The sequence below is a fragment of the Haliscomenobacter sp. genome, assembly GCF_033763495.1.
Lineage (GTDB): Bacteria > Bacteroidota > Bacteroidia > Chitinophagales > Saprospiraceae > Haliscomenobacter.
The window spans coordinates 1-23,270 of sequence record NZ_JANRKL010000169.1; the positions used below are offsets into that span (position 1 = coordinate 1).

Annotated in this window: 16 protein-coding genes and 1 pseudogene; 8 read left to right on the top strand and 9 right to left on the bottom strand. The window is 45.9% G+C overall.

Annotated elements, in window-relative coordinates; genetic code table 11:
* The first annotated feature begins 436 nt into the window (after window positions 1-436).
* The gene (locus tag SFV55_RS18250; RefSeq protein ID WP_320030972.1) at window positions 437-2,140 is read left to right on the top strand and encodes an alpha-L-fucosidase; all 1,704 of its coding nucleotides are present in this window, start codon (window positions 437-439) and stop codon (window positions 2,138-2,140) included.
* 321 nt (window positions 2,141-2,461) lie between these two features.
* Here the strand turns inward: SFV55_RS18250 and SFV55_RS18255 are convergent, their stop codons facing one another.
* The 3 genes from SFV55_RS18255 to SFV55_RS18265 all read right to left on the bottom strand — a co-directional run bounded on the left by SFV55_RS18255 (window position 2,462) and on the right by SFV55_RS18265 (window position 6,000).
* Window positions 2,462-3,391: an alpha/beta hydrolase gene (locus tag SFV55_RS18255; RefSeq protein WP_320030973.1), complete on the bottom strand. Its 930-nt coding sequence runs from the start codon at window positions 3,389-3,391 to the stop codon at window positions 2,462-2,464.
* A gap of 93 nt (window positions 3,392-3,484) precedes the next feature.
* Complete coding sequence (locus SFV55_RS18260) at window positions 3,485-4,336, bottom strand: sulfite exporter TauE/SafE family protein (protein ID WP_320030974.1); 852 nt, start codon at window positions 4,334-4,336, stop codon at window positions 3,485-3,487.
* A complete protein-coding gene (locus SFV55_RS18265) occupies window positions 4,333-6,000 on the bottom strand; it encodes a M1 family metallopeptidase (RefSeq protein WP_320030975.1) in 1,668 nt (555 codons plus the stop codon). The genes SFV55_RS18260 and SFV55_RS18265 overlap by 4 nt, the downstream gene beginning before the upstream one ends.
* A gap of 237 nt (window positions 6,001-6,237) precedes the next feature.
* Here SFV55_RS18265 and SFV55_RS18270 point away from each other — a divergent pair, with 237 nt between their 5' ends.
* From SFV55_RS18270 to SFV55_RS18275, 3 genes are read left to right on the top strand one after another with little or no spacing between them, the layout of a single operon-like run.
* A complete protein-coding gene (locus SFV55_RS18270) occupies window positions 6,238-6,429 on the top strand; it encodes a DUF433 domain-containing protein (protein WP_320030976.1) in 192 nt (63 codons plus the stop codon).
* Between the two features lie 15 nt (window positions 6,430-6,444).
* Window positions 6,445-6,615 carry an element excision factor XisH family protein gene (locus SFV55_RS30245; protein ID WP_413776721.1) on the top strand — a complete coding sequence of 57 codons (171 nt, stop codon included), beginning with the start codon at window positions 6,445-6,447 and terminating at the stop codon, window positions 6,613-6,615.
* A gap of 8 nt (window positions 6,616-6,623) precedes the next feature.
* Window positions 6,624-8,567, top strand: coding sequence for an NACHT domain-containing protein (locus tag SFV55_RS18275; protein ID WP_320030977.1), 1,944 nt, complete (start codon window positions 6,624-6,626; stop codon window positions 8,565-8,567).
* 109 nt (window positions 8,568-8,676) lie between these two features.
* On the opposite strand, the pseudogene SFV55_RS18280 reads toward SFV55_RS18275, so the two are convergent.
* From SFV55_RS18280 to SFV55_RS18295, 4 genes and pseudogenes are all read right to left on the bottom strand, one after another.
* Window positions 8,677-8,925: pseudogene (locus SFV55_RS18280) on the bottom strand (XisI protein); the annotation flags it as partial.
* 129 nt (window positions 8,926-9,054) lie between these two features.
* Window positions 9,055-9,456, bottom strand: coding sequence for a type II toxin-antitoxin system VapC family toxin (locus SFV55_RS18285; RefSeq protein ID WP_320030978.1), 402 nt, complete (start codon window positions 9,454-9,456; stop codon window positions 9,055-9,057).
* Complete coding sequence (locus tag SFV55_RS18290; protein ID WP_320030979.1) at window positions 9,453-9,710, bottom strand: hypothetical protein; 258 nt, start codon at window positions 9,708-9,710, stop codon at window positions 9,453-9,455. Before SFV55_RS18290 ends, SFV55_RS18285 begins: the two co-directional genes overlap by 4 nt.
* A gap of 136 nt (window positions 9,711-9,846) precedes the next feature.
* Window positions 9,847-15,990 carry an alpha-2-macroglobulin family protein gene (locus SFV55_RS18295; RefSeq protein ID WP_320030980.1) on the bottom strand — a complete coding sequence of 2,048 codons (6,144 nt, stop codon included), beginning with the start codon at window positions 15,988-15,990 and terminating at the stop codon, window positions 9,847-9,849.
* Between the two features lie 207 nt (window positions 15,991-16,197).
* Between SFV55_RS18295 and SFV55_RS18300 the strand changes: the two genes are divergently transcribed.
* Both SFV55_RS18300 and SFV55_RS18305 read left to right on the top strand, forming a co-directional pair.
* A complete protein-coding gene (locus SFV55_RS18300) occupies window positions 16,198-16,563 on the top strand; it encodes a protease inhibitor I42 family protein (protein WP_320030981.1) in 366 nt (121 codons plus the stop codon).
* A 91-nt stretch (window positions 16,564-16,654) separates the two neighbouring features.
* Window positions 16,655-18,022, top strand: a complete 1,368-nt coding sequence (locus SFV55_RS18305; protein WP_320030982.1) for a C1 family peptidase — start codon at window positions 16,655-16,657, stop codon at window positions 18,020-18,022.
* A 93-nt stretch (window positions 18,023-18,115) separates the two neighbouring features.
* Here SFV55_RS18305 and SFV55_RS18310 read toward each other — a convergent pair whose 3' ends face one another.
* Window positions 18,116-19,309: a nucleoside permease gene (locus SFV55_RS18310; protein WP_320030983.1), complete on the bottom strand. Its 1,194-nt coding sequence runs from the start codon at window positions 19,307-19,309 to the stop codon at window positions 18,116-18,118.
* A gap of 179 nt (window positions 19,310-19,488) precedes the next feature.
* On the opposite strand from SFV55_RS18310, the gene SFV55_RS18315 reads away from it, so the two are divergent.
* Complete coding sequence (locus SFV55_RS18315; protein WP_320030984.1) at window positions 19,489-20,490, top strand: hypothetical protein; 1,002 nt, start codon at window positions 19,489-19,491, stop codon at window positions 20,488-20,490.
* A 79-nt stretch (window positions 20,491-20,569) separates the two neighbouring features.
* Here SFV55_RS18315 and SFV55_RS18320 read toward each other — a convergent pair whose 3' ends face one another.
* Window positions 20,570-22,366: an ATP-binding protein gene (locus tag SFV55_RS18320; protein WP_320030985.1), complete on the bottom strand. Its 1,797-nt coding sequence runs from the start codon at window positions 22,364-22,366 to the stop codon at window positions 20,570-20,572.
* A 159-nt stretch (window positions 22,367-22,525) separates the two neighbouring features.
* Here SFV55_RS18320 and SFV55_RS18325 point away from each other — a divergent pair, with 159 nt between their 5' ends.
* Window positions 22,526-23,236 carry a TrkA family potassium uptake protein gene (locus tag SFV55_RS18325; RefSeq protein ID WP_320030986.1) on the top strand — a complete coding sequence of 237 codons (711 nt, stop codon included), beginning with the start codon at window positions 22,526-22,528 and terminating at the stop codon, window positions 23,234-23,236.
* Window positions 23,237-23,270 lie beyond the last annotated feature (34 nt).

The window sequence follows — 23,270 nt, forward strand, 5'->3', positions numbered from 1 at the left end:
TCTCGTTACCACAGTCAGGATCAGCAGGTTTTTGATTACATTGCCTGTACGGTTATGGGTTAGGTAGATGCTCGATTCCATGCCAATAGCCGAACGTATCAATTTTGGTTACAAGACAATCACCCGATTAAGCTGGTTTCGCCCAAAGTAATCTGGCAAAAAGTAGACTACATTCCTCAAAATCTGGTTGGGTAGGGTAGGTGGACAAAGCGGAAGTTTCTATTGATGAAAACGCCAATGGAGTTCTAGGCGACTTGGTCGGCAAGGCAATTTGCACATCAGCCTTATCCAGTGTATGAAGTGCCACCTGTTTTCTTTACTTTGCCGACCGATTCCACCTGGTACGAAGGTGTAGGACATGCTTCAATACCCTAGTTTTTGAAGGCTTTCCACGCCTAAGTAGCAAAGCTAAGCATTCAATAAATCGACAGCGCCCATGAATATCCAGCGTTTTTTTGCCTACCTGCTTACCCTCCTATCCTTATTGTTGGCCGTGCACTCCTGGGCTCAAGACAAGCCATTGGCCAAACCTTCAGCTATTCAATACCGCTGGCAAGAACAGGAACGCATTATGTTTATCCATTTCGGCGTAGCAACCTGGCTTGGCCAGGAATACGATGAAACGGGGGCGTTTGACCTTTCTCGCATCAATCCCGAAAAACTCAACACCGATCAATGGTGTCAGGTCGCTCAATCCTGGGGCGCCAAACAGATTATTTTTGTCGCCAAACACGCTGGTGGATTTTGCTGGTGGCAAACCCAGACCACCGAATACGGCGTCCGCAATACTCCCTGGAAAAACGGTAAAGGAGATGTACTGCACGACTTGGCGGTTTCTTGTAAAAAAGCAGGGCTGAATTTAGGCGTGTACATCTATCCCGGAGACATTAAATGGGGCGCTGGACTGGGCAGTGGAGGGGTGACCAAGAATCCCAACAAACAAGTTGCTTACAATCAGGTGTTTCGACAGCAATTGACCGAGGTCTTGACCCGCTATGGCAACATGTTGGAAGTATGGTTTGATGGCAGTTGTAAAGTGCCCATGAGTGACATTTTAAAAAAACATGCGAAAAAAGCGGTCATTTTTCAAAGTACCGACGCCAGTATCCGCTGGCCCGGAAGCGAGAGCGGTCGTTTGCATTACCCCGTATGGAATAGCCTGAAAAGTAGTATGCTCAAAACCGGAGTGGCCACTCAGTATGACGACGATCCCGACGGCGATGCCTGGGCACCTCTGGAAGCTGATGTCCCGCTCTACAACCACAACTGGTTTTGGGCACCTAAAAACGAGCAAAAGCGCCGCAGTTTACCTGAATTGATGGAGATTTATTACCAATCTGTTGGCCACGGTGGCACACTCTTGCTCAACGCTACACCAGATACAACGGGCCTGATTCCCTCTGGAGATGTCCAATGTTTTGCTGAATTCGGCCGTGAAATTGATCGGCGCTTTGCCAGACCACTCCTGAGTATCCAACAACAGCAGGGAACCGCGGTTGAATTGAATTTCCCTCAACCCAGCAGCATCAACCATACCATCCTGCGTGAAGATTACCGCCAGGGGCACCGCATTCGGCAATACACCATCGAGGGGCTGGTGGATGGCCAGTGGGTAGAACTGGCTAAAGGCAGTTCGGTAGGAACCCGCAAAATCGACTTTTTCCCTACTACCCGGGTCTCCAAGTTACGGCTGCAAATCACCAAGCATGTCAATACCCCTTTGATCCGTTCCTTCGCAGCATTCAACGTTGACGATTTCATTTATAAGGCGCCCATTCATCAATCAAAAGAATGGCGTGAATGTGGAATTTGGGATACAAAAAACTTCATCGATGGCAGAGGGGAACTTACGATTGATCTGACGCCTTTCATCCAACAACCCGGGCAATACGAAGTGGTTTTTTTAAACTCCGTCAACATTACGGGCATGTGGGTAGAAAAGGCTGAGGTCATCTTTGATGAAGACCCCAATACCTTGCAGGAATTCATCACCCGTAAAGCTGGCGAAAATACCTTTTACATCAATCGAACTGCCCAGGTTGACCGTGGAAATACATCGGTCTTGAAGGTGAAAATGAGTTCGGACAATCGTTCTTTCCAAAACAAGGGCACAATTGTGATTCGGCAACGGACAAAATAAACGGCAAATAGTGGTTTTCTTTGCTGGAAGTAGATCATTGTGTGGGAGGGGTTTTTGGAGAAGTCCAATAGTCGAACCCATCAATTTTGGATACCAGACAATCATCCTGTTGCGCTGGTCTCGCTCAAAGTGATCTGGCAAAGAGTAGACTACATTCATCAAAACCCGGTTTGGGCTGGATGTGTGGAAAAAGCGGAGGCATATTTGCCGGGATTTGATGATCAATCGTGAAGGAGGATTCCTCCAAGTCTATCCATTTCTAGCGAGCTGAGGGGTGAAGACTTGAACTAGCGGGCCATACAGGTTCCTTTTTTCCAGACCTTATTTTTTTAGTAAAAAGAACAAAGGGATGTCCAATCGTTTGTTCCAGGCTTTTTCGCTGTGCTCTTCTCCTGGAAAATAGCGAGTCAGCCAGTTTTTTTTCTGGTACCCCTTGGCTTTCATGACTTCGTCTACTTTTTTTTGCAGCGGAGGATAAAGCGCATCCAGGGTTTGATCGCCATAATCGAAATAGATTTTATGGTTTTTGGGGTTGGGCAAGTTGCCCCGTAGGTAAGCTAAAAATGCATCGGGTATGGGATTGTCCTCTACTGTGAAAATGCCTGGCCAGTGGGTACTCAGGCAAGCAGCACTGCCAAACACTTCCGGGTACTCACAAATGGCGTATAGGGAAATAAGGCCACCCATGCTGCTGCCCGCAATGAAGGTGTTTTTTCGGTCCGTTTTGGTTGCAAAGTTTTTGTCGATGTATGGCTTCAACTCAGTCACCAGGAATTTGAGGTAATTGTCGGAATTGATTTTTTGCGCATTGAACACCGATACGCCGTTGCTGCGGGCTGCCGCATAAACTCCCTCTTTTTGGGCAGTGCTCAAGGACTCGAATGGTTTTTGCGGAAAATAATCGGAGTGCCGGGTTTTGCCCCCATTCCAAACCCCCACTGCAATCACCTCCGGGATGGCTTTTTTTTGAATCAGCCTGGCAAGCACATCGTCCACATCCCAGGCCGTTTTGTTCCAGGTGGTACTGGCATCGTACAACATCTGCCCATCGTGCATGTACAGCACGGGATACTTTTTATTCGAAGTAAAGCCATCGGGCAGCCAGACATCCACGTGGCGGGCATCAACGTATTGGGATTGGAAGTTTTCAAGGCGTTGGATGGTGCCAAAGGATACTTGAGGCAGGGTTTGGGCAAACACGTTGCTCGCACTTAACCAGAGCATAAAAATAGAACGCAATGTACAGGTCATTGGCAGAGGATTTGAAGGTTAGACTTGTTGCCAAGGTACACACTTGATTAATGGCTATGGTACCACTTTTTGAAGGTGGGACAACTTCCCAAATCACTTAAGCCCAGCCCGCAACATCACCCCGGCTGCATACAAAATCACCACAATCACCACCCAACGCAGTGTATCGAGTGGTAGTGATTTGACAATAAAGGCAGCAATGAGTACTGCAACGATACCCGGTAAGGCCATGCCCACGGCAGCCTTGCGGTTGTAAGCTCCTTCTAGGATGAAACGAATAGAAGCAGGCGGCATCAAAAACGCACAGGAGCCCATCATAATCGGGAAAGCCACCTGAGGCGACATCCCCAGGGCAAACACCAGGGCCATACAGGGTGCGTACAATCCGATACCCACGGTCATCAAGGCCCCCAGAATGAAATTGACCACCACACCAATAATCAACTTGCTGCCTTCCAAACCAATGGCAGTTCCCCCACCCTGGATCCACTCCATGTTGCGGGCCAACATAAAACCTGCGGTCACCAACAAGGCGCCACCCATAACCAGCCGGATCGTTTTTTCCGGCAGTCGAGCCACTATGCCAACCCCCATAATTGCCCCGGCTGCTGCTGAAGCCAACATCAACAAAAGGGTTAGTGGTTCTACTTTGATCACCGTGATAAAAATCAGGGCCTGAATCAACACCGGAAGGGTATTAGCTACATTCAAAGTGCCTGGCAGCAGGCGATCTTCGGTTTGTTTGGTGAATTTCAACAAGGCCGTTTGCGGCGCAAAAGCACCAATGCCCAATACGTCAAAAAAATTGACCACAAAGCCGATCAGTCCGGTTTTGAGCCAACTGCTGTCTTCGAGTTCACTCTTGTGCCGATTGACATCTCTGATGAAAACCGCACTAAATGCAATGGTAAAAATGGCTAGGGAAATCCAGATGAGTGTAATCATTTTTTTGTGTTAGTTATAGGTTGAATTGCTTCAAAATCCCAATTGGCCAGCAGTACGGTTTGTGGATCAAGCAATACTTTTTCCGGCTTGGTATCTGCTGGAATGCTGATTTCGATGGTTCGGGAAGACAAGGGATGAACCGATATACTCGGCAGCAGTTCCCCCGTTTTGTAAACACCCACTTCGATGGTAACATCAAAATGGTAGGCCTCAGGTTGGGTTTGTTGTAAGGAAATTTTGATCAGTTTTTGGGCTGCATCGTATTTCCAGCTGCCTTTCAGCGCAATGTATCCGCCCTGGTACAGCCATTGCTGGAAAAAGCCTTGTAGGTCTTGACCCGAAGCCCTTTCCATGGCCAGCCGGAAATCCGTTGTAGTGGCGTTGGCATTCACGAAACGCTGGTAATAGTCGCGAATACCGGCATTGAAGGCTTGATCGCCGATTTTTTTGCGCAGCATGTGCAAAATCCAGGCGCCTTTCTGGTAGGTCAGCCCACTGGTAACCGGGCCTTTTTCCGCTGATCGATCGTCCACAATTTTATAACCTGGGTCTTTGGCCAGGGCGGCATAAGTCGTTTTCCTTGCACTCAGCAACTGTTGCACAAACTCTTCTCTGCCATAAGCATGCTCGATAAACAGCATGGTGAAATAAGTAGCAAAGCCCTCGCTGAGCCAGGCGTCATCCCAGGTTGATTCCGTTACCGCGTTGCCAAACCATTGGTGCGCCAATTCGTGAATGACCACATTGCGCAATCGGGTGCTCCGCTTGCCATCTACCAATTCTTCGCCGTAAAAAATAGCAGATGAGGTTTCCATGCCGCCTTTTACGCTGGGGGTTTCAATATTGGCTACTTTCTCATAAACGTAAGGACCAATGTAATCGCTGAAGAAGCCCATCACCTGTTTGGTGGGCTCCGCAAAGTCGTAAAAACCAGCCTCCCGATCCTGGGCGTACACCCAAGTTTGGATGGATTTACCTTCAAACCAGCCTACGTATTGTACCGCAAATTTTGCCACCCCCAACACATACAACCAGGAGGATACGGGCACATTTTGCCGCCAATGGGTCAGTTTGATTTTGGCATCAAGGCTAGTCTCCTCCATCAGCAAACCATTCGAAACCACTTGATACTGGATAGGAGCTTTTACTACAAATTCACTCGTTGCTTTTTCGTAAGGATGATCAATGCAGGGCAACCAGTGTCGGGCACGATTCGGCCAGTTTTCGTTAAAAAAGCTGCGGTCGCCGTACTTGGTGGGGCCAATGCGCAGGCCGTCGGCAGGAATGCCGTGGTAGGCAATGGTGAGTTGGGTTTCGGTATTGGCGCTTGAAGGTTTGGACAGGTTGATCCACAATTCATTGCTGGTATGGGTGTAACTTATTTTTTGACCCAACTGGTAGATGGAATCGATGATCATCCCTTTGTTTTGTATGGCTCCGGTTTGATTGACAAAGTCGAGGCGGATCTTGTCCAGGCCGTCTTTTTTGAAAAAAATGCGGATGCTGGTTTTGCCGCTGATTTGGTCGGTATCATCTGAAAGGACGAGCTCAAATTTGTAATGGAGCACATCGATGTTGAGGTTTTTGGGGTAGTTGTCGGCGAAGGTGGGGAGGGTTTTGAGGAGGAGAAGAATGAGGAGGATGAATAAGGTGTTGGTTTTCATGGTTAAAGGTTAGTGGCTAGGTTTTCAGGTTTGTTGGGGTGTACTAAAATTAACAAAAAAATCGGGGGTGCTAATTATTTTGGTGTAATTGTAAGTTTGATGGGTGGCTTTGCTTCGGTAAGTTTTTATTAATAGGTGGTGGAGGTTCAGGTTAGGGTAATCACTATTGGCCCAACTGGATACAAACACTTTGAATTTTTAAGAAAAAAGCCTATTTTTGTTTAAAACATGTAGGAGATGGAAAGTATTATTAGTGATCCTGAAATTTTGGGAGGAACTCCTGTTTTTAAAGGCACACGTGTACCTGTTAAAACACTATTTGATTATTTAATTAGCGGGGTAAGCAACTTACAGGATTTTTTGGAAGGCTATCCCTCTGTCAATCCGGAAGATGCGAAACAGGTGATTGAAGCATTAGTTTCGCCTTGATTACCTAATGATCACATGGCAAAAGATATTTACCACAATTCTGTAAAAGAAGCCCTCTCTAAAGATGAATGGATCATCACCCATGATCCGTACATTATCAGATTGGGAGGAAGAGATAGCGTCGAAGCAGATTGCGGTATTTGCTTTGAACTGCCAGAGCCAATAATAATTATTTCATCCACATAGAAAAACAAATGCTAGAAAATTTAGATATTGATTTTAATGGTATAGGATGGGAATATGTTCTCCATACTATGGCTGATGCCACTATACACAAACTAAAGAGTTACATCCACAAAGAAAACAAAAATAGCTCCAGTTTGGATATCGAAGATTTAATCGCCCTCAATTTTGATGAAAATGACTTAATTAATGGCCTGGCGTTAAATGCAAAAAAATCGCTAAATTGGAGTAAAGAAGTTAATTTTAAAGATTTACAGAACCCAAAACTTACAAATAATATTTTTGTACATGTAGATTTTTTTCTAACACCTCGCCGGGTTCATCATGATAAGGAAGAAAGAAGAATCGCGCTTAAAAAAGCTCTCAAAGTCGAAGAATATCATTCTATTATTTTAGGAGGTCCAGGTGCTGGAAAAACTACTTTGTTGAAATACCTATGTTTCAACCAACTGAAAGACAAAAGTGTAGAAAAATATTTTATTTGTCCAATAGTAATTAGGTTGAGGGAATTGAATTTTCAATTAGAAGACATGGCGAATAACAATATTTTGTCAATGAATTTAGCCAAGGACCTAAATTTTAAGTTTAGGTACCCCCTTCCTGAAAAATTTGAAAATGAAGAAAAAAGAAAAAAGCGAGAACTCAGTGAAGATTATATTGAGAAACGAGAATTATACAATAATTTCGTTAGCAAAGCGCTACTAGGTTTTTTAGATGATTTTAATTTCTTGATATTGATAGATGGATTTGATGAAATACCAGTAACAACTGCTAAAGAAAGTATTGCCAAAGAAATACAAAATTATGCTTATTCATTAAATAATTCAAAAATCGTAGTAACATCTAGAACCGGGGAATTTGAATATAATTTAGAAAATACAAAAACTTTTGAAATTTCTCCGTTAACAGATTCTCAAGTAAAGTCATTTATATCTAAGTGGTTTAGGAATAAAGAAAAACAAAAAATACTTTTTCAGAAAATCATTAACTCTCCATATCATGATACAGCAATGAGACCTTTAAATTTGGCACATTTATGTGCTTTATTTGAACGGAATGATGATATTCCTGAAAAACCAAAATCTATATATCAAAAAATAATTCATTTACTTCTAGAAGATTGGAATGAACAAAGGCAGATAAAAAAAATTTCCAGATATGCTGGGTTTACAAACGAAAGGAAAATTGATTTTTTGGCGAAATTAGCTTTTGTATTTACGACCGAGTTAAAAAAATCCTCTTTTTCAAAACATGAAATTGAGGTTTCTTATCTAAAAATTTGTACTGACTTTGACTTACCATCAAATGAAGTTCAAATGGTAGTCAATGAGATAGAAAGCCACAATGGACTTCTTATTCAAGCTGGGTTTAATAGATATGAATTTTCACACAAATCCATCCAAGAATACCTTACTGCTCTTTATTTGTTAAATTTAGGGATTATTCCTGCCAATTATCATATGCTCGTAGAAATCCCAGAAGAGTTAGCTATTGTCATTTCATTGTCATCAAATTCAAGTGTGTATCTTTATAATTTAATCAAAACTAGGTTAGGGATTCATTTTTTTAATAAAAATTTTATTGTCCCCTTTTTTACTAGATTAATAGTTGAAAAACCTGATTTCACTAATTCCCCCTATTTAGCAATAACATTAACTAATGTTTATTATGAAATCAATTACAAAATTAACCCTGAATACAGAGATGTAATTAATCAAAAATTAGATGAAATTTTTTTAAACTCAAATATTCAAAAATCATTTAAAAAACTGAAAGACATGTATGGTATAGCCAACAGACATTCATTTAAGCCTAATAAAAAAACAACTTACAGTTTGATTCAGACAATGCAAAATCTAGAACCTGCTGACTATGAATTCCCTGGCTCGATTGAGGTCGACGACAAAATTTTAGCAATGATTGATGAAGGAAAGAAGAAAACTTATTCAATTTGAAAGCCAATCTTTGAAATTTATTCCTTGTTTAAATTTTCCTTAATCAATACTTAAGGGTGCTAGACAAAAAGTTTAATGGCATTTTTATACAAAAAGGTCGTATAACACCCTACACCACCGCAAACCCCGTATACTTCCGCTCGGACGGCGCATGGAACGCCAGCACAATATCATTTTTAGCCACCCCTCGTTCCATCAATTCATCACCAATCATGGCATCCGTGTTGTTTTGGTACACCCAAATTTTGCCATCTTTGATGTCCAAGTGAAAAGCGATGGCATAAACAAATTTTGAGTTATGCCGCCAGCCAACAGTCAGCAATTGAAAATGGTTGCGTTCTTTATCGGCGATGATTTGCGTTTCCAGTCCTGGTCTTGGTTTCCCAAACTGGGCGTAATCTGTCAGTAGAGAAAGGATCCCTTCTTAATATTGATTTACCTTATCCATAGCTGAATTTCTTTTCTCAACATCATCAATTACCGCTTTTCAAGCCCAGTTGTCCAATTCCAACCCCTCTATCCGTTGAAAATGTCCTTGATTATTGGTAACCATCTGTAAATTAAAATGTAAAGCAGTAGCACCAATCAGTACATCAGCGTGACCAATCATTAAGTTTTTGCGCCTTAAATCGGCATATATCGATGCCGCAATTAGTGCAATTTCAACCGTTATGGGCAAAATTCGACACAATGAGCTAAAACCTTCAAATAATTCCAACTGCCGCCTGGCATCTTTAAAAAGGAGGCCATTCATGATCTCGTAATAAGTCATAATGCTGATGTTAAAGTAACCTTGGGCGGCATAGTTAGCATCAAATTTAGATTTCACGTGTGGAATACCTTTCAAATAAAAAGAGACGGTATCCGTATCTAAGAGCACCTCTTTCATAAATCCACTTCACGGGTAAAAAAAAGATCTTTCCGTACTTCTTTAGTATGGTCTAAAAAATCCTGAAACTCTTCATCATCCCAGTCCTTCCACGCACCAAAGTACTGATCCAAAAGAGGCTGCTCATTTGTTACAGCCCCCTTGGTTTGTTTCTTTACCAAAACTGCCAAAAACGCATCCAACTCCGCCAAATTTTGTGGAGAAAGTTGCCCCAGTTTTTGCAGAACCGATTGATACAATACTGCTTCAGACATACCATTGATTTAAGCCAATAAAATTAAAACAAAATCTTGAACAAATCCAGTGCTTTTTATTTACTCTTTATCATGGAGAAGGGAGTGCCCGGCAACCAGACACTCCCTTCTCACAATCAATGAAACAGAAGAAATATTACTTCACCTCAACCCGCTCCCCACTCGAAAAGCTACTAAACTCCGGCGCATACATACACTGAATGCTGCTGATTCCATTCGAAAAGGCCCCTTTGTGCACCACCCGCAGCGGATATTCAAACACATAAGTCCCCTTCCTTAGGTAATCGATGAAGAAGTGCGTCGCAGCATCCCCAGTGCTTTCGTAGTAGCCCAGGCCGCCCTGGTACTTGTATTGGCTCAGCACGTTCATCGGTTCGAAGCCGGAGGCGCGCATGTCTTTCAGGTGAATGTATTCCATATCGCGGTCGGAGCGCAATTCTACCCGTACGATCAGTTTGTCGCCGGGGCGCAGGGGCTCGGTGGCGGTGATCTCGCGTAGTTTCAGGCCGGTAGCGGTTTTTTCCTCTTTGAAGAGTTTTTTCTTCAGCGTCAGCGGCGTTGCTTCGAAGCCTTTGATTTTGTCCAGTTGTTCGAAGTATTGCCAGTACATGGCGCCCCAGGCGATGCCCGCGTTGGGGTTGCTCACGCTCACCTGCTCCATACCTGGCTGGATGTCTTTGCCCTTCCAGGAGGTTTTGAAGTAGCCGGTACCGGGTTCGGCGTCGTTTTGCGCTTTGCCGATGCTCGCCTGTGCCGCTTTATTCTTCAGTTGTTTGAACTCCAGTTTCACCGGTTGGGCGTCGGCCAGCATGTCCACCTTGCCTTGGGTCACGAGCAGCGCGTAGATCGCTTCCGAAGTCGCCTTGGTGGTTTTCCAGTGGGTGGTCTGTTTGTTGCGCAGCAGCCATACCTTCAGTTCGTCCACCGCTTTTTCATCTTTGCCAACCTCGGCAAAGAGTTCGATCATCAGCGACTGCGTTTCGATTGGCGCTTCGTACCAGTAGTAGCCCGCGGGCGATTTCCAGTACATACCCAGCTCTTCGGAGCGGATGGCGCGTTCTCCCAGCGATTTTACGATCTGTGCAGGAGTGGTTTTGTCCTCAAAACGGTGCAGCGCCAGTGCCAACATACCCTGCTGGTAATTGCCCTTTTTGGTCCAGTAAGTTTTGGCCTGCTGGATGAAGTAGTTGCGCGCTTCGGTAGCGTCTTTGGTGCTGGTCGCTTTGGGATAAAAGCTGCGGGTGTACAGGTAGTGGATGTACATGTCCCAGAGGTTATCGTCGGACAACTTCAGGCGTTTTTCCTTTTCTGCTTTTTTCAACTCCTCATAGGCCTTGGCCACTTGAGCATCGCAATATTCGATGGCTTTCAGGGCCATTTCATCACTCGACAGTTTGGGTTTTACGCCCAATTTGGCCAGGTGACCGAAGCCCGAGGCCAGGTGTTGGGTGATGTACCAGCTGCCATCACCGCCAGGGAACCAGCTCCAGCCGCCGTCGGCCAGTTGGCGTTCGCGCAATTTGCCGAGGGCTGCTACCTCTTCGTTGGCCATACGGTCGAGGTCGAAGAGGATGGCGATTTGTTGGCGTTGTTTTTCTTCACTTTGTGCCTCCAGTACCCAGGGCGTTTCTTCCAGGAGGACCGATTTTAGTTCCTGATTGGCGCGCAGGTTGCTTTGCAAAGCCGTTGCTGAGCCTTTCCACTTGTCGAACACCTGCCGGATTTTGGGGTGTTGATCCACTACGTGTGCGGCCAGGGTGTTTGCGTAATAGCGACTAAAAATCTGCTCCGAGCACTCGTGTGGGTATTCCATCAGGTACGGCAGTGCCTTCACCGCCAACCAGGCTGGATTGGAAGTGAACTCCAACGTAAACTGGTGCGGCTGCATGGTGCTCGACTTGAAGCCCTCGCCCATCGAAGCCAAGGTGAAGTTTTTGTTTTGCTTGCTGCGGACAAACAACGGCAAAGTCTCCGTCACCAACATGCGGTTGCTCAACACAGGCAAGGCACTTTCCTCCCCATCACTAAAGCTACCCGCAGAAGCCATCACCCGGTAAGTCACCGCGCTGGCGCCGCCCACAGGTATTTTCAACTTCCAGGAAAGCGGTGGCGATTGGCCAATCGCCACCGTAAAGGACTGCGAGCTATTGTTATTCGACAATTGACCATCGATTGCCTGGCCGTTTACTGCGTCAAACAACTGCAAGGAAGCCATCCCGGTGAGGACTTGCCCACTCAGGTTGCTCACCTTGGCCGTAAACTCTATCTCATCCCCCTCGCGCAGGAATCGTGGCGCGTTGGGTTGCACCATCAGTTCTTTTTGGGTCACCACCGAGCGGGTGGTGCTGCCAATTTTCAGGTCTTTGGTATGCGCCAGGCCCAGGAATTTCCAGCGGGTCAGCGCCTCGTTCATCTTGAATTTGATAAGGATGGCCCCACTGGCATCGGTCGCCAGTTCTGGCATGAAGAAAACCGTTTCTTTGAGGTTGGTGCGGGGTTGGAAGTCAGCGGGCTTCGGCTTTTCACTGCCCACTGGAGTAGGCTTATCTTCCACCACTTCTTCGTCTTTTTTTACTACTGGCTCAGCATAAGCTACTACACTTTTTTCTGCCGGCGCTGCCATCGCTGCCTCTTCTTGTACTGCATCCATCATTGCAGCAGCAGGCGCACTACGCATCATGGTACGGGCGCGCCCCCCCATCATTCGGTTTACATACCCACCATCTTCGTCGTAAATGTAACCAAACCAGTTCAGTCTTGGGTAGGCACGACCAGCCACTTCACCTTGATTGGTGCTGATGAAATAATTGGCGGAAGTTGCTCCAAAAGCCTGGTTGTTCCAGCGATACGATGAGTAAGACTGGCTGCCAAAAGGCCACATGTACCAACTGTTGGTAGCAAACTGGTCCAGGGATTCATCGTATAGCGCTGCCACCATTTCTGCCGCCACTTGTTCACCTTTCGGGCCGCTGATGCGCAAGCGCCATTCTTCGTCCTGACCGGGTTTGAGTTTATCGCGGAAGCTCTGGTATTCTACTTTCAACTCCTGACTGCTCCAGGGCACATTCAAGGTCAGGTGATCGCTGTAGGCACGGCCGTTCCATACGTAGGCGAGCAGGTACTGCACGTTGCCGCGGTCGGCTTCTTTCACCAGGTAACTTTCCTCCGCCCATTTTTGGAGACTGATCCATTTGCGGTCGCGAATACGGTTATTTTTTTCAGTTTCGATCAGGATTTTGAGGTTCGGCAAACCAGAGTACATCATGAGGTCGGCCATTTCTTCCGGCTCAAAGCTGCTTTGGTCCCATTCCCGCATCAGGATGGTATTGGCGGGTATTTGTTTGCTTACGCTGTTGTAAGTCTGGAAGTATTTGGTGAATTCAATTTTTTCTCCTTTGGCATCTTGTGTACTCAACTCCACTGCGTAATGACCAGCATTGAGGTTCATCATCGGCAGTGCAATGCTGTCATTTTGAGCAGTATTGAAATTTTGATCCAAAACTACTTCCTGCTTGGCCCAGTTTTCAGGTTTATCCTCCTGGCCAAATGGCAGGTTGGGGAAAGCAGCCCGGAAATCTTTTTCAGCAATGCTGGGGCGATCTGGAGCATCCCAAAGTCGATTCTGATATGGTTGTGCGGGCCCTTGCAGGCGGTAAATTTTTACACGCCCGCTGGCCGCCTGGAATTGCCCGTCCAGGTTTTGGGTACGGATGCCCAGGTAATAGGTTTTGGCCTGATTCATTTTTTCCGCCAAATCCAATTCCACATTCAAACCAATGTACCCAATGGTCACACTGCGTTGGGTAGAATGGGTTTCACCAGTGATGTCCACCACATCGGCGTAGACGGTGAATTGAAATTCGGGTTTGTCCGCCGCCGCCACATTTCGGTCGGGAATGGCCTGGAAGCTGATGCTGAACAAGCCCTCGTCGTCGGTTTGGGTTTCGCCCTGGGCGATTTCCTGCTCTTCGCTATTCCCCGGCCAGTAACCACCCCAGCGCCACATCATCCACCAGGGAATGCGGGTTTGGCGCACTACGCGGTAAGTCACCTTGGCCCCGGTGATGTTGTTGCCCGCAAAAGCTTTGGCGTCACCTTTGACGGTTATCTCCTGATCCAGTTTGGCTTCTCCTTCCAGCGGCTTGAGGGCTACTTCAAAAGTTGGACGTTTGTATTCTTCTACGTTGAAACTGGTCGAAGAAGCTCCAATGCTACTGATCAAGCTCATGCGTCCGCGGAGGCCGCCCGCAGGAGCTACAAAAGTGCCATTGAAGGAGCCATAAGCGTTGGTCACCAGTTCTTTGCGTTCAATTTCCTGACTATTGGCATCATAAAAAGTCACAGTCACTTTGGTATTGGTCAAAATGACGGGCTTCTGATTGGGGCGGTTTTCCACCGCGATACCTTTAAAGTAGATCGTTTGTCCAGGCCGATAAATGGCGCGATCCAGGAAAAAGTAAGTAGTTTGAGTAATGTCTTCACGCTGTTCCCGGCTGTAACTGTAGTAGCTGTCATTCAGGTACAGATAGTCTTTGCCCTGGACGAAACGTACACGGATAGAGCGGTCGCGTACATTGGAAGAAACGAAGCCATCGGCGTCCGTTTTGGCTTTGCCAATTTCTATGTCATCGTAGGTACGGGAAGTCCGATTGTATTCATTGCTGAAAAAAGTCGCTTCTACACCGGGGATAGGGTCGCCCGTTTGGCGATTCACCACTACCAAATTCAGGGCACCTGTATCATCGTTGCGGGTCAGGATGCCGAAGTTCGATACGTGGAAAAAGGCAATGGCCGGGCGGCGTTCCTTATTACCCATAGCTTCGTCGTCGGCTGCGATGAGGGCGTAAAAGCCCAGGTCGAGACCATCGGTTTTAATTTCGGTGAAATGTTCTTGCAGGTCACCGTCATCTGGCAAGGTTGCCGTCCACTTCCGGACGGGTTTGAGTTTGCGCAGAAATGCATCACCATCTTCCTGGCGCATCTTGCGGTGTTTATCGCGTTGTTCTGGAGTAAGCTGCACCAGACGCAGGAAGGTTTTGTTGGCGTTGCGAAAACCAATCTGAATCAAAATGGGCTCTTTAGGGCTGCTCACTTCTTCCAGCTGCAGGTTTACACTGCGGTTGCCAAGGCTGGCAATCAGGTTTTTGCACAGTTGTGCGCTATTCGATTTGGGGAATTTTTTGATACAATCCTCACAGATCGCTTTGGCCTTTTTCAGATCGAGGCGGTATTTTTCGGTGCTTTTGTCCTGAGCATTGTACAATCGACCCTTTTGGGCAAAGTGTTGGGCCATGCGGTAGGTAGCTCCACCAGTAGCAGGATGGGTCGGGTGTTTTTTAACCAAAGCCTCCAAAGCAGCCAGGTACAAATCCTCTTTATTGGCAAGGGTTGCATTTTCTTTTACAAAATCGAGGCGCAACAAATCTGCATCGATCAATGCATCAGGTGCAGGATCGTTCAGGTGTGCTTTGAGTACTTCCTGATACAACAATAAAGCCCGACGATGGTACGAAACCTCATCTTTGCTGGGGAAATTTGCCGAGGCAAAACTGGCCGCTTCAGCAAAGGCAGCTGGATTATCAATGTAAAATTTATACGCAGGTGTAGCCACCCGGCTGCGTGAATTTGCAAAATGACTAATGGCCCGGTGCGCCAACACGTCGAATAAAGTTGGCCGCAAGCCTTCTGTATTGACTCCAGGCAACAAAATGGGGTCGAAGTTTTTTAAAGGCGTACTGCGCAAACCCTGACCTTCCACCGAAGCCAGGTAAAGTTTGGCGCTTTCATCCTGGATTTGCTCTGCCGACCAGGTAGCCAAGTCGTCGGGTTTGTAATCAGCAATGGTGGTGCGATCGTTGAGGCGCCAGTAGTTTTCAGTCTGGTATTTTTGGTACAACTGCCCCAACATGGACTGAAGGATGTTTTTTTCGGGAAAAGTAGCCCCATTCACTTCTTCACGTAGGCGGTTGATGGCCAGGATTTCACCGTTTTCTTCCAGGTTAGCCAAGTATTTGCTGCGGTAAATCAGGGCTTTTAGCAACTGGGCCGATTCTTTCTCCTGTTTCGCCCGAGCGTAAAGCGCGTCCACTTTTTCCAGTGCAGTGCGCAGTAGTCCCTGATTTTCCAGGGAGTCAATTTGTTTCCATTCTTTAGGATAGTCTTTCAAGGTCATTTGGTGTTGGGTTGAAAAAAGATTTTTGCCAAAGCCAGTTAAAATGACAAGGGTACTGGCTAAAGCCAGAAGTGTCCATTGGATTAAGGATTGCTGATTGTTTTTCATCGTGGTATGTTTATCAAGCACCGGATGCAAAGACTGATAAAATTACATAAAAAAATGTTGCGAAAGGGCCTTTTGTGCCTCCGTTCCTTAACTTTTAGAGTGCAGCATTTATTGTTTAAAAGTTTTTTTCAAAAAAAATTCCAAAAACTTGGAACGCCTCCTCCCCTCTCCCACACCTACCTATGAACGTTCACCAAAATCATAGTTATGAAATGGTTGATCAGCTTTCTATTTATTCTGGCACAATGCCAAACTGACCCTGACATGATCCCTGAACAACACACCATTCGCGCCAAAGCTGGCGAAAAGTTTACGATTGAGTTACCCGGCAGTATCGCGACCGGCTACAGTTGGGCTTTGGCCAATCCAGTGGACAGCCAATTTGTACACCTGGACAAACAAACCCATCAGGAATCTGAAAAAAGCACCGACGGAAAATCAGGCATGGATGTATTTGTGTTCAAAGCATTGAAACAAGGCAAGACCACGCTGGATTTTGTGTACCGGAGGCCTTTTAACAAGCAAATTCCTGCGGATGCCAAACGAGAAAGCTACACCGTACAGATTGACTAAAAACCCTGGAAGGTACTGTCTTTTAAACCAGAAGTACCTTCCACCCCCATAAATCCCAAAATTCTATCACCAACCCTTTAAGCAGATTACCATGAAAAAGTTAAGCTTTGTTGGCTTTACCAAGCCTTTCTACCTTTTTGCCCTGTTGTTGAGCGCTTGTAGCATGTACGCTCAAGTCCAAGTTCCCCAGATTTACATCAACCGCGAAATTCAGGCGCCACAGCCCATCAAACTGGAGCTGCAACAACAACGCCAGTTTATTGCAACCCAAAAATTACCTTTTGCAGTAGGTTTTACCTCTGTGTCGGGTCGCCCCATCCCCCAAATCACCGGTGAGCGGGAACCCAACCCTCAACAAATGCAGGTCATCAACAATTACCTGCGCACCAAGACCTTCACCATCGATCCAGGTGTGTTGGCATGTAATGCAGGTCTGGCGGCTTACGATGCCCGCAGCAAGGGGCATGTTACTCCGGTCCGTGACCAGGGTGGATGTGGTAGTTGCTGGGCTTTTGGTACCGTAGCAGCCTATGAGTCCAATTACCTGAAAGTAAACGGCGGCGCGGCCAATGCACTGAATCTTTCCGAACAACAAGTGCTCTCCTGTTCCGGTGGTGGTGATTGTGGTGGCGGGATGTCCAACCTGGTTTACCAGTGGTGGGTGGACGGCAACAACAGCGTAGCAACCGAAGCTACCTATCCTTATACCACTTCCTATACCGCTTGCCAACCCAAACCTGCTACCACTTACAAAGCGGAAGCATGGGGCCTGGCTGATCCTGCCGCTACTTATACGGGTATCGCCTCTGTAGCTAAAATCAAGGAAGCCATTTGCAAATATGGTTCAGTCGCTTCCAGTGTGATGGTAGATGGTTTGTTCCAAAACTATGTGGCGGGTGTATTCACTGGTTTTGCCAGCAATTACAACAGCCCTACTTCCAACCACGTGGTACAAATCATTGGCTGGGACGACGCCAAAGGTGCCTGGTTGATCAAAAACTCTTGGGGAACCGACTGGGGTATGGGTGGTTTGATGTGGATCAAGTACAACGCCAACAACATCGGTCGCCGGGCAATATGGGTAAAGGCCAAAGCCAATCTGGTACTGGTTAATCCTGGGATTGTTACCAACCCTGGTGTCATTGTCGCCTTACTTGACAATTGGGTGAATGTAGATCCCAACACTGGTGGTTTGACCAAGATCAACTTTGTAGACAGTGGCAAAAACATCGCAACCTGGGGCCAGTGTTCTCCTCAAGATTGTGACTGGGGAAAAACTCAGGTTGTCGCCCTGAATGGCAACCCAAATTATACCCACCAGGCCATCTACAATCAAGGATTTGTGGTTCGAACCCTCTTTATCAATAAACAGGCTACTGGTATGAAGGTCGTCATGGTCAGCAAGTTCAATGACGCCCGAGGTACGCAGACTTCGACGATGACGTTTAAGAAAGCGTAAATTAGAGATGAGAGATGAGAGATGAGAGATGAGAGATGAGCATTTGCGTTACCACTTTCATCTTTCATCTTTCATCTTTCATCTTTCATCTTTTCATTTTTCACTTCTAAAAAAGAACGCAAAGCCCAACAAAATCACCACCGCCAATCCGGCAGGCACCATCCAGATCGAAGTCCAGTTGTGCACGCCATCGGCATTGTACATATCGACTACGTAACCACTGATGTAGGATCCGATGAACATCCCGATGCCGTAAGTTGCCAGGGTAATCATACCTTGAGCAGAACTTTTAAAGCGCACCCCTGCTTGTTGTTCGGTATAAATTTGACCAGTTACAAAGAAAAAGTCGTAACAAACGCCATGTAGAATAATCCCCACGATCAACATCCAGTAGTTGGCTCCGGCATCGCCGTAGGCAAAACAGATGTAGCGCAGCGCCCAGGCCAACATTCCCACCAGTAAAATCTTTTTAATCCCGTAGCGAATCAAGGCTACCGGCAAAACCAACATGAAAGCAATTTCGCTGATTTGCCCCCAACTCATTTTACCCGCAGCGCCTATCATCCCTGCTTCGTTCAAAAAAGGATTGGCAAAGTTATAGTAAAAGGAAAGCGGAATACAAACCAGAATGGAGCCGATGAAAAAGATCAGGTAAGACGGATTCTTCAGCATACCCAGTGCTTCCAGGCCCAGGATATCACTGATGGAGATTTTTTCTTCTTTACTTTTGGGTGGAGGCGTGTTGGGGAGAAAAAAGCTAAAAACACCCAATGCGGCGGAAGCAATTGCTCCAATCAAAAAGGTTTGATCCAGGGATTTTGTTTTTTCCAATGCCAAATACGCAATAATATTACCGACCACAATCCAGCCGATGGTGCCCAATACCCGCACCGGGGGGAATTCTTTTGATGTATCGCTCATTTGCCGAAAAGCTACTGCATTGACCAGGGCCAAAGTGGGCATGTACAACAACATGTAAATAAGGATCAAGGGATAAAAGCCATTAAAAGTACTTTGTTGCCCCAACAGGTACAACACTACTGCACCGATCAGGTGCAACACGCCCAAAATGCGCTGCGCCGGGAAAAAACGGTCAGCAATCAGACCGATGAAGAATGGCGCAATAATAGCACCGATGCTCACGGTTTGGTAGGCCAGGCCAATTTGTACTCCAGTTGCCATAAGGTTGTCCCCCAGGTAGGTTCCCATTGTAACATACCAGGAGCCCCAAATCAGGAACTCCAAAAACATCATGACCATCAATTGAAAGCGTGTCGTTGTACTCATATTTTGTGAAAGGCTTGGGTGAACAAATAATATTCCACTAGGGAAAGAAACGAAAATAAAAAAAGAAGGCATGACTTATGAATAAATCTTCGTCTAATTTTTTGAGGGACAAATAAAATCCCAGAATGCGCTAAATATTCCTAAATTTCGGACATCTTCAAAACCAAATTTTTCAATCTATGAAGCTTACACCTTTTGCCAAAATTTTAATTCTGGCGCTGGTTGCCGTGGGGATCTTTTTTGCGGTACGTAAATTTTTGCCACAAAATACCACCCCATCTACCACTACAACTGAAGAGACCACCTCTCCGGCCAAACCCGTTGAGGAAGAAGAAGAAAAACCCAGTACCACCAAATCAAAGAATACCACTACACGTCCAGCTTTCAGCTATTTGCCTCCTGCTCCTGTCAATGGCAAAATGAAAGGGGTTGTCGAATTGGGGGCCTCAGGGTTCAACTCATTTATTGTCACTGTTGATGCTAAAAAGACCTGGAAATTGGAAAAAGCCGAGTTTGGCTCCAGTCTGGTTTACGAGAACATGGCTACCGACGATGATGTACGTGCGGGGCTCAAAAATTACATCGGCAACATGCTTGCTTATGGTGTAGCCGGAAAAGACATTCACTTTGTGGTCAGTTCCGGTGCGCTCAAAACACCGGAAACCCAAAAAATCTCTAAGGGTCTCAAATCACTCAAATATTTCGTCAACCCTGTAACTGCGGATCAGGAAGGTGCCTATGCCCTCAAGTGTGTATTGCCCGCCTCCTATGCCAATGAAGCCTTTGTATTGGACATTGGTTCGGGCAACACCAAGGTTTCCTGGATGGAAGGGGGTGAGATCAAAAGTGGTGAAACCTATGGCTCCAAGTACTACCAAAACAATGTAAGTGACCAAGATGCATACGACGAAGCGGCTTCCATTGCTGCCCAAATTCCTGCTTCCAAACGCAAGGTTTGCTTCATCATTGGTGGTATTCCCTTTGAGTTTGCGAAAGCCATTCGCAATGGCAAAGAAAGGTATACCGTGCTAACCAAACCCGAAGACATTAAAGCAGAAGGCGGCAAACAAAAATCAGGATTGAATATCTATAAGGCTTTTGCTGATGAAACGGGCTGCAAAACCTTTGTGTTTGATTGGGATGCCAATTTTACGATTGGGTTCTTGCTGGATTTGAAGTAAAAGATGAAAGATAAGAGATGAAAGAGGCTACCGCAGAGACTTGGACAAAGTCCTTGTCAATAGAGCTGCGGTAGCCTTCTCATCTTTCACCTTTCATCTCTCTTACTCCCTCCTTCCATTTCGGAATCAAAGACCGAATTTTGGTCATTGAAATCGGTTTGACCACATAATCATTCATACCTGCGGCAAAACAAGCTTCCTGGTCTTCGGGAGCTGCTGCTGCTGTCATAGCTACGATATAAGGCTGAGCCGTGCTGAGTTGACGGAGTGCACGAGTAGCACCAATGCCATCTAGTTCAGGCATTTGAACATCCATAAAAATAAGGTCGTAATCTTGTTGGGCCAGCTTTTGAAGCACCTCCTTCCCATTGCCGACAATATCGATGTGGTAACCGTAATGTTCCATGATGCGCACAATCAGTTTTTGATTGAGGATATTGTCTTCGGCAACCAAAATACTCAAGGGATATATATCAGCCAGTTTGCCTTCTTCTCCACCACTATTTTCGGGAATTTGAATGGGTGGAATGCCCGCCTCCAGTTGCACACAAAAGGTAAAAGTGCTCCCCTGGTTTAAATGACTTTCTACTTTAATTTCCCCTCCCATCATGGTAACAATGGTATGGGTAATCGCCAAACCCAATCCAGCCCCCTTAAATGGATGTTGGGTTGCAGTTTTTATTTCGGAAAAAGGCCTGAATAATTTTGGTAAATCCTCTTCAGCAATTCCTACTCCATGGTCTTTTACCTCAAAAACAATACAAATTTTACCGGGTACCTGAACCGCTTTTTTGGCAACTTTTACTTCGATGGTGCCCGTATTCGAAAATTTGATGGCATTACTGACCAAATTCACGATCACCTGCCGCAATCGATAAGCATCCCCTCGCAGGTTTTCTGGTGTATTGGGAGCAATCTGCAAGTTTAACGTCAATTGCTTTTTGCTGATTTTAGGCTCATTGCTGAACAGTTTGAGGGTGCTGTCCATCAAGCTTGTCAATTGGAAATCCTGACTTTCCAGAAACAGCCGTCCCTGGTCAATCCGTGACATATCCAGTACATCACTCACCAAGCCAAGCAAATGCCTGCTGCTGATGCTTATGGTTTCCAGGTACTCCTGCTGGCGGGGCGTAAGTTCGGTCTCATTGAGCAAATCAGCAGTGCCAATAATGGAATTGAGTGGGGTACGAATTTCGTGGCTCATGTTGGCCAAAAACTCGGTTTTGGCGCGTTCGGCTTTCTCCGCCTTCTCCTTTTCCTGAAGAATTTCTTCTTGCGAACGTTCCAGGCGTTCGGTGGTTTGAATCAATGCTTCCCGGTCCTCCTCGTAACTACTTTTGAAAAAAGAAATGGTGAGCGCCAAAAAAACAATCCCAAAAATGTAGGTATTGAACAAGTCCAGCTGCAATTGTAAATCAGATTGGTAAACCCGCAAGGTTTCAGGGTGATACAACTCAATCAATAAGAGTACCGTAGACAAAAAGGCTAATGCAATAAAAAAAAGGATGTTGTTTCTTTTTTTGATCAACAAAGCCCCTAGTACGGCGAACATGGCCATCAACACCAAGGAAGGCCCCCTGACACCATAGTTGGCAAACCAGGAGATGGCCAAAAAAGCACCAATTGTAGCGAGAAAATAAGGTCGGATTTGACGAAAACGATTTTTATATCGGGACAAGTAAAAACAGATCACGCTGACCAGCATGGTTCCACCGAGCATCGAGTTGACAAACCAGTGGATGCCAATGGCGATGTTCTGAATAAGCCCAACTCCCACGCTGACGAAAGTCCCAAAAGTAACAATATCAGAGAGTTTGTTCTCTAGGGGCACTGTTGTATCGTTCAAACGCAGGAAATGATTCAGGAAGTTTTTCATAGGAGAACGAGGTTTCATTTCCTTGCAAGCTAAAAGTACACAATTTTTTCATATAATACAATTTTGGAGCTTATGCATCCGAGATTAAGTCAAATGCACAGAATATTCCGAATTGCGCAGCATTATTATTATGTTTGTGGGAAATTATACTTGCAACCTATGAAAGTGTTGATTTTCGGATTGGGTAATTTTGGTGCATCTCTGGCTTTTCAGCTGACTGAAATGGGTCATGAGGTCATTGCCATTGACAAAAACCCGGATAAAGTTGAACTGATCAAAGATAAAGTAACCCATGCGGTTACCCTGGATGGTACCAACCTGGTGGCTTTGCGCAATCTGCCTTTAAAAGATACCGATGTTGCCGTAGTCGCAATTGGTGAAAATGAAGGAGCTTCTTTGATGACCACCGCCAACCTGAAAACCCTGGGCGTAAAACGCGTCATTAGTCGCTCCTTGTCCAATACCCACGAAACAGTACTCGAAGCAATGGGGATCCAGGAAATCCTGCACCCAGAGTTGGAAGCTGCGGAGCGCCTGGCCAAAAAACTCAACCTGAAAACGGCCATCGAATCTTTTGATTTGGATCAAAACCACTCGGTGGTGGAGTTGCACTTGCCGCCCTCTTTTGTGGGTAAAACCGTACAAGAGGTTGATTTGCGTAAAAATTTCAACTTGAACATTGTTACCATCGTCCGCAAGCGCATCAAAAAGAACTTGTTGGGCATCAATAAAGTCATCTATGTCTCTGAAGGTGTCGTCAAACCTGATACCATTTTTGAGGAAGGAGACATTCTCGTCGTATTCGGTACCAATCCAGAGATCAAATCTTTGGCGGATACGCATGATGTGGGACGGGAAGGAGGATATTAAAAGATGAAAGATGAAAGATGAGAGATGAGAGATG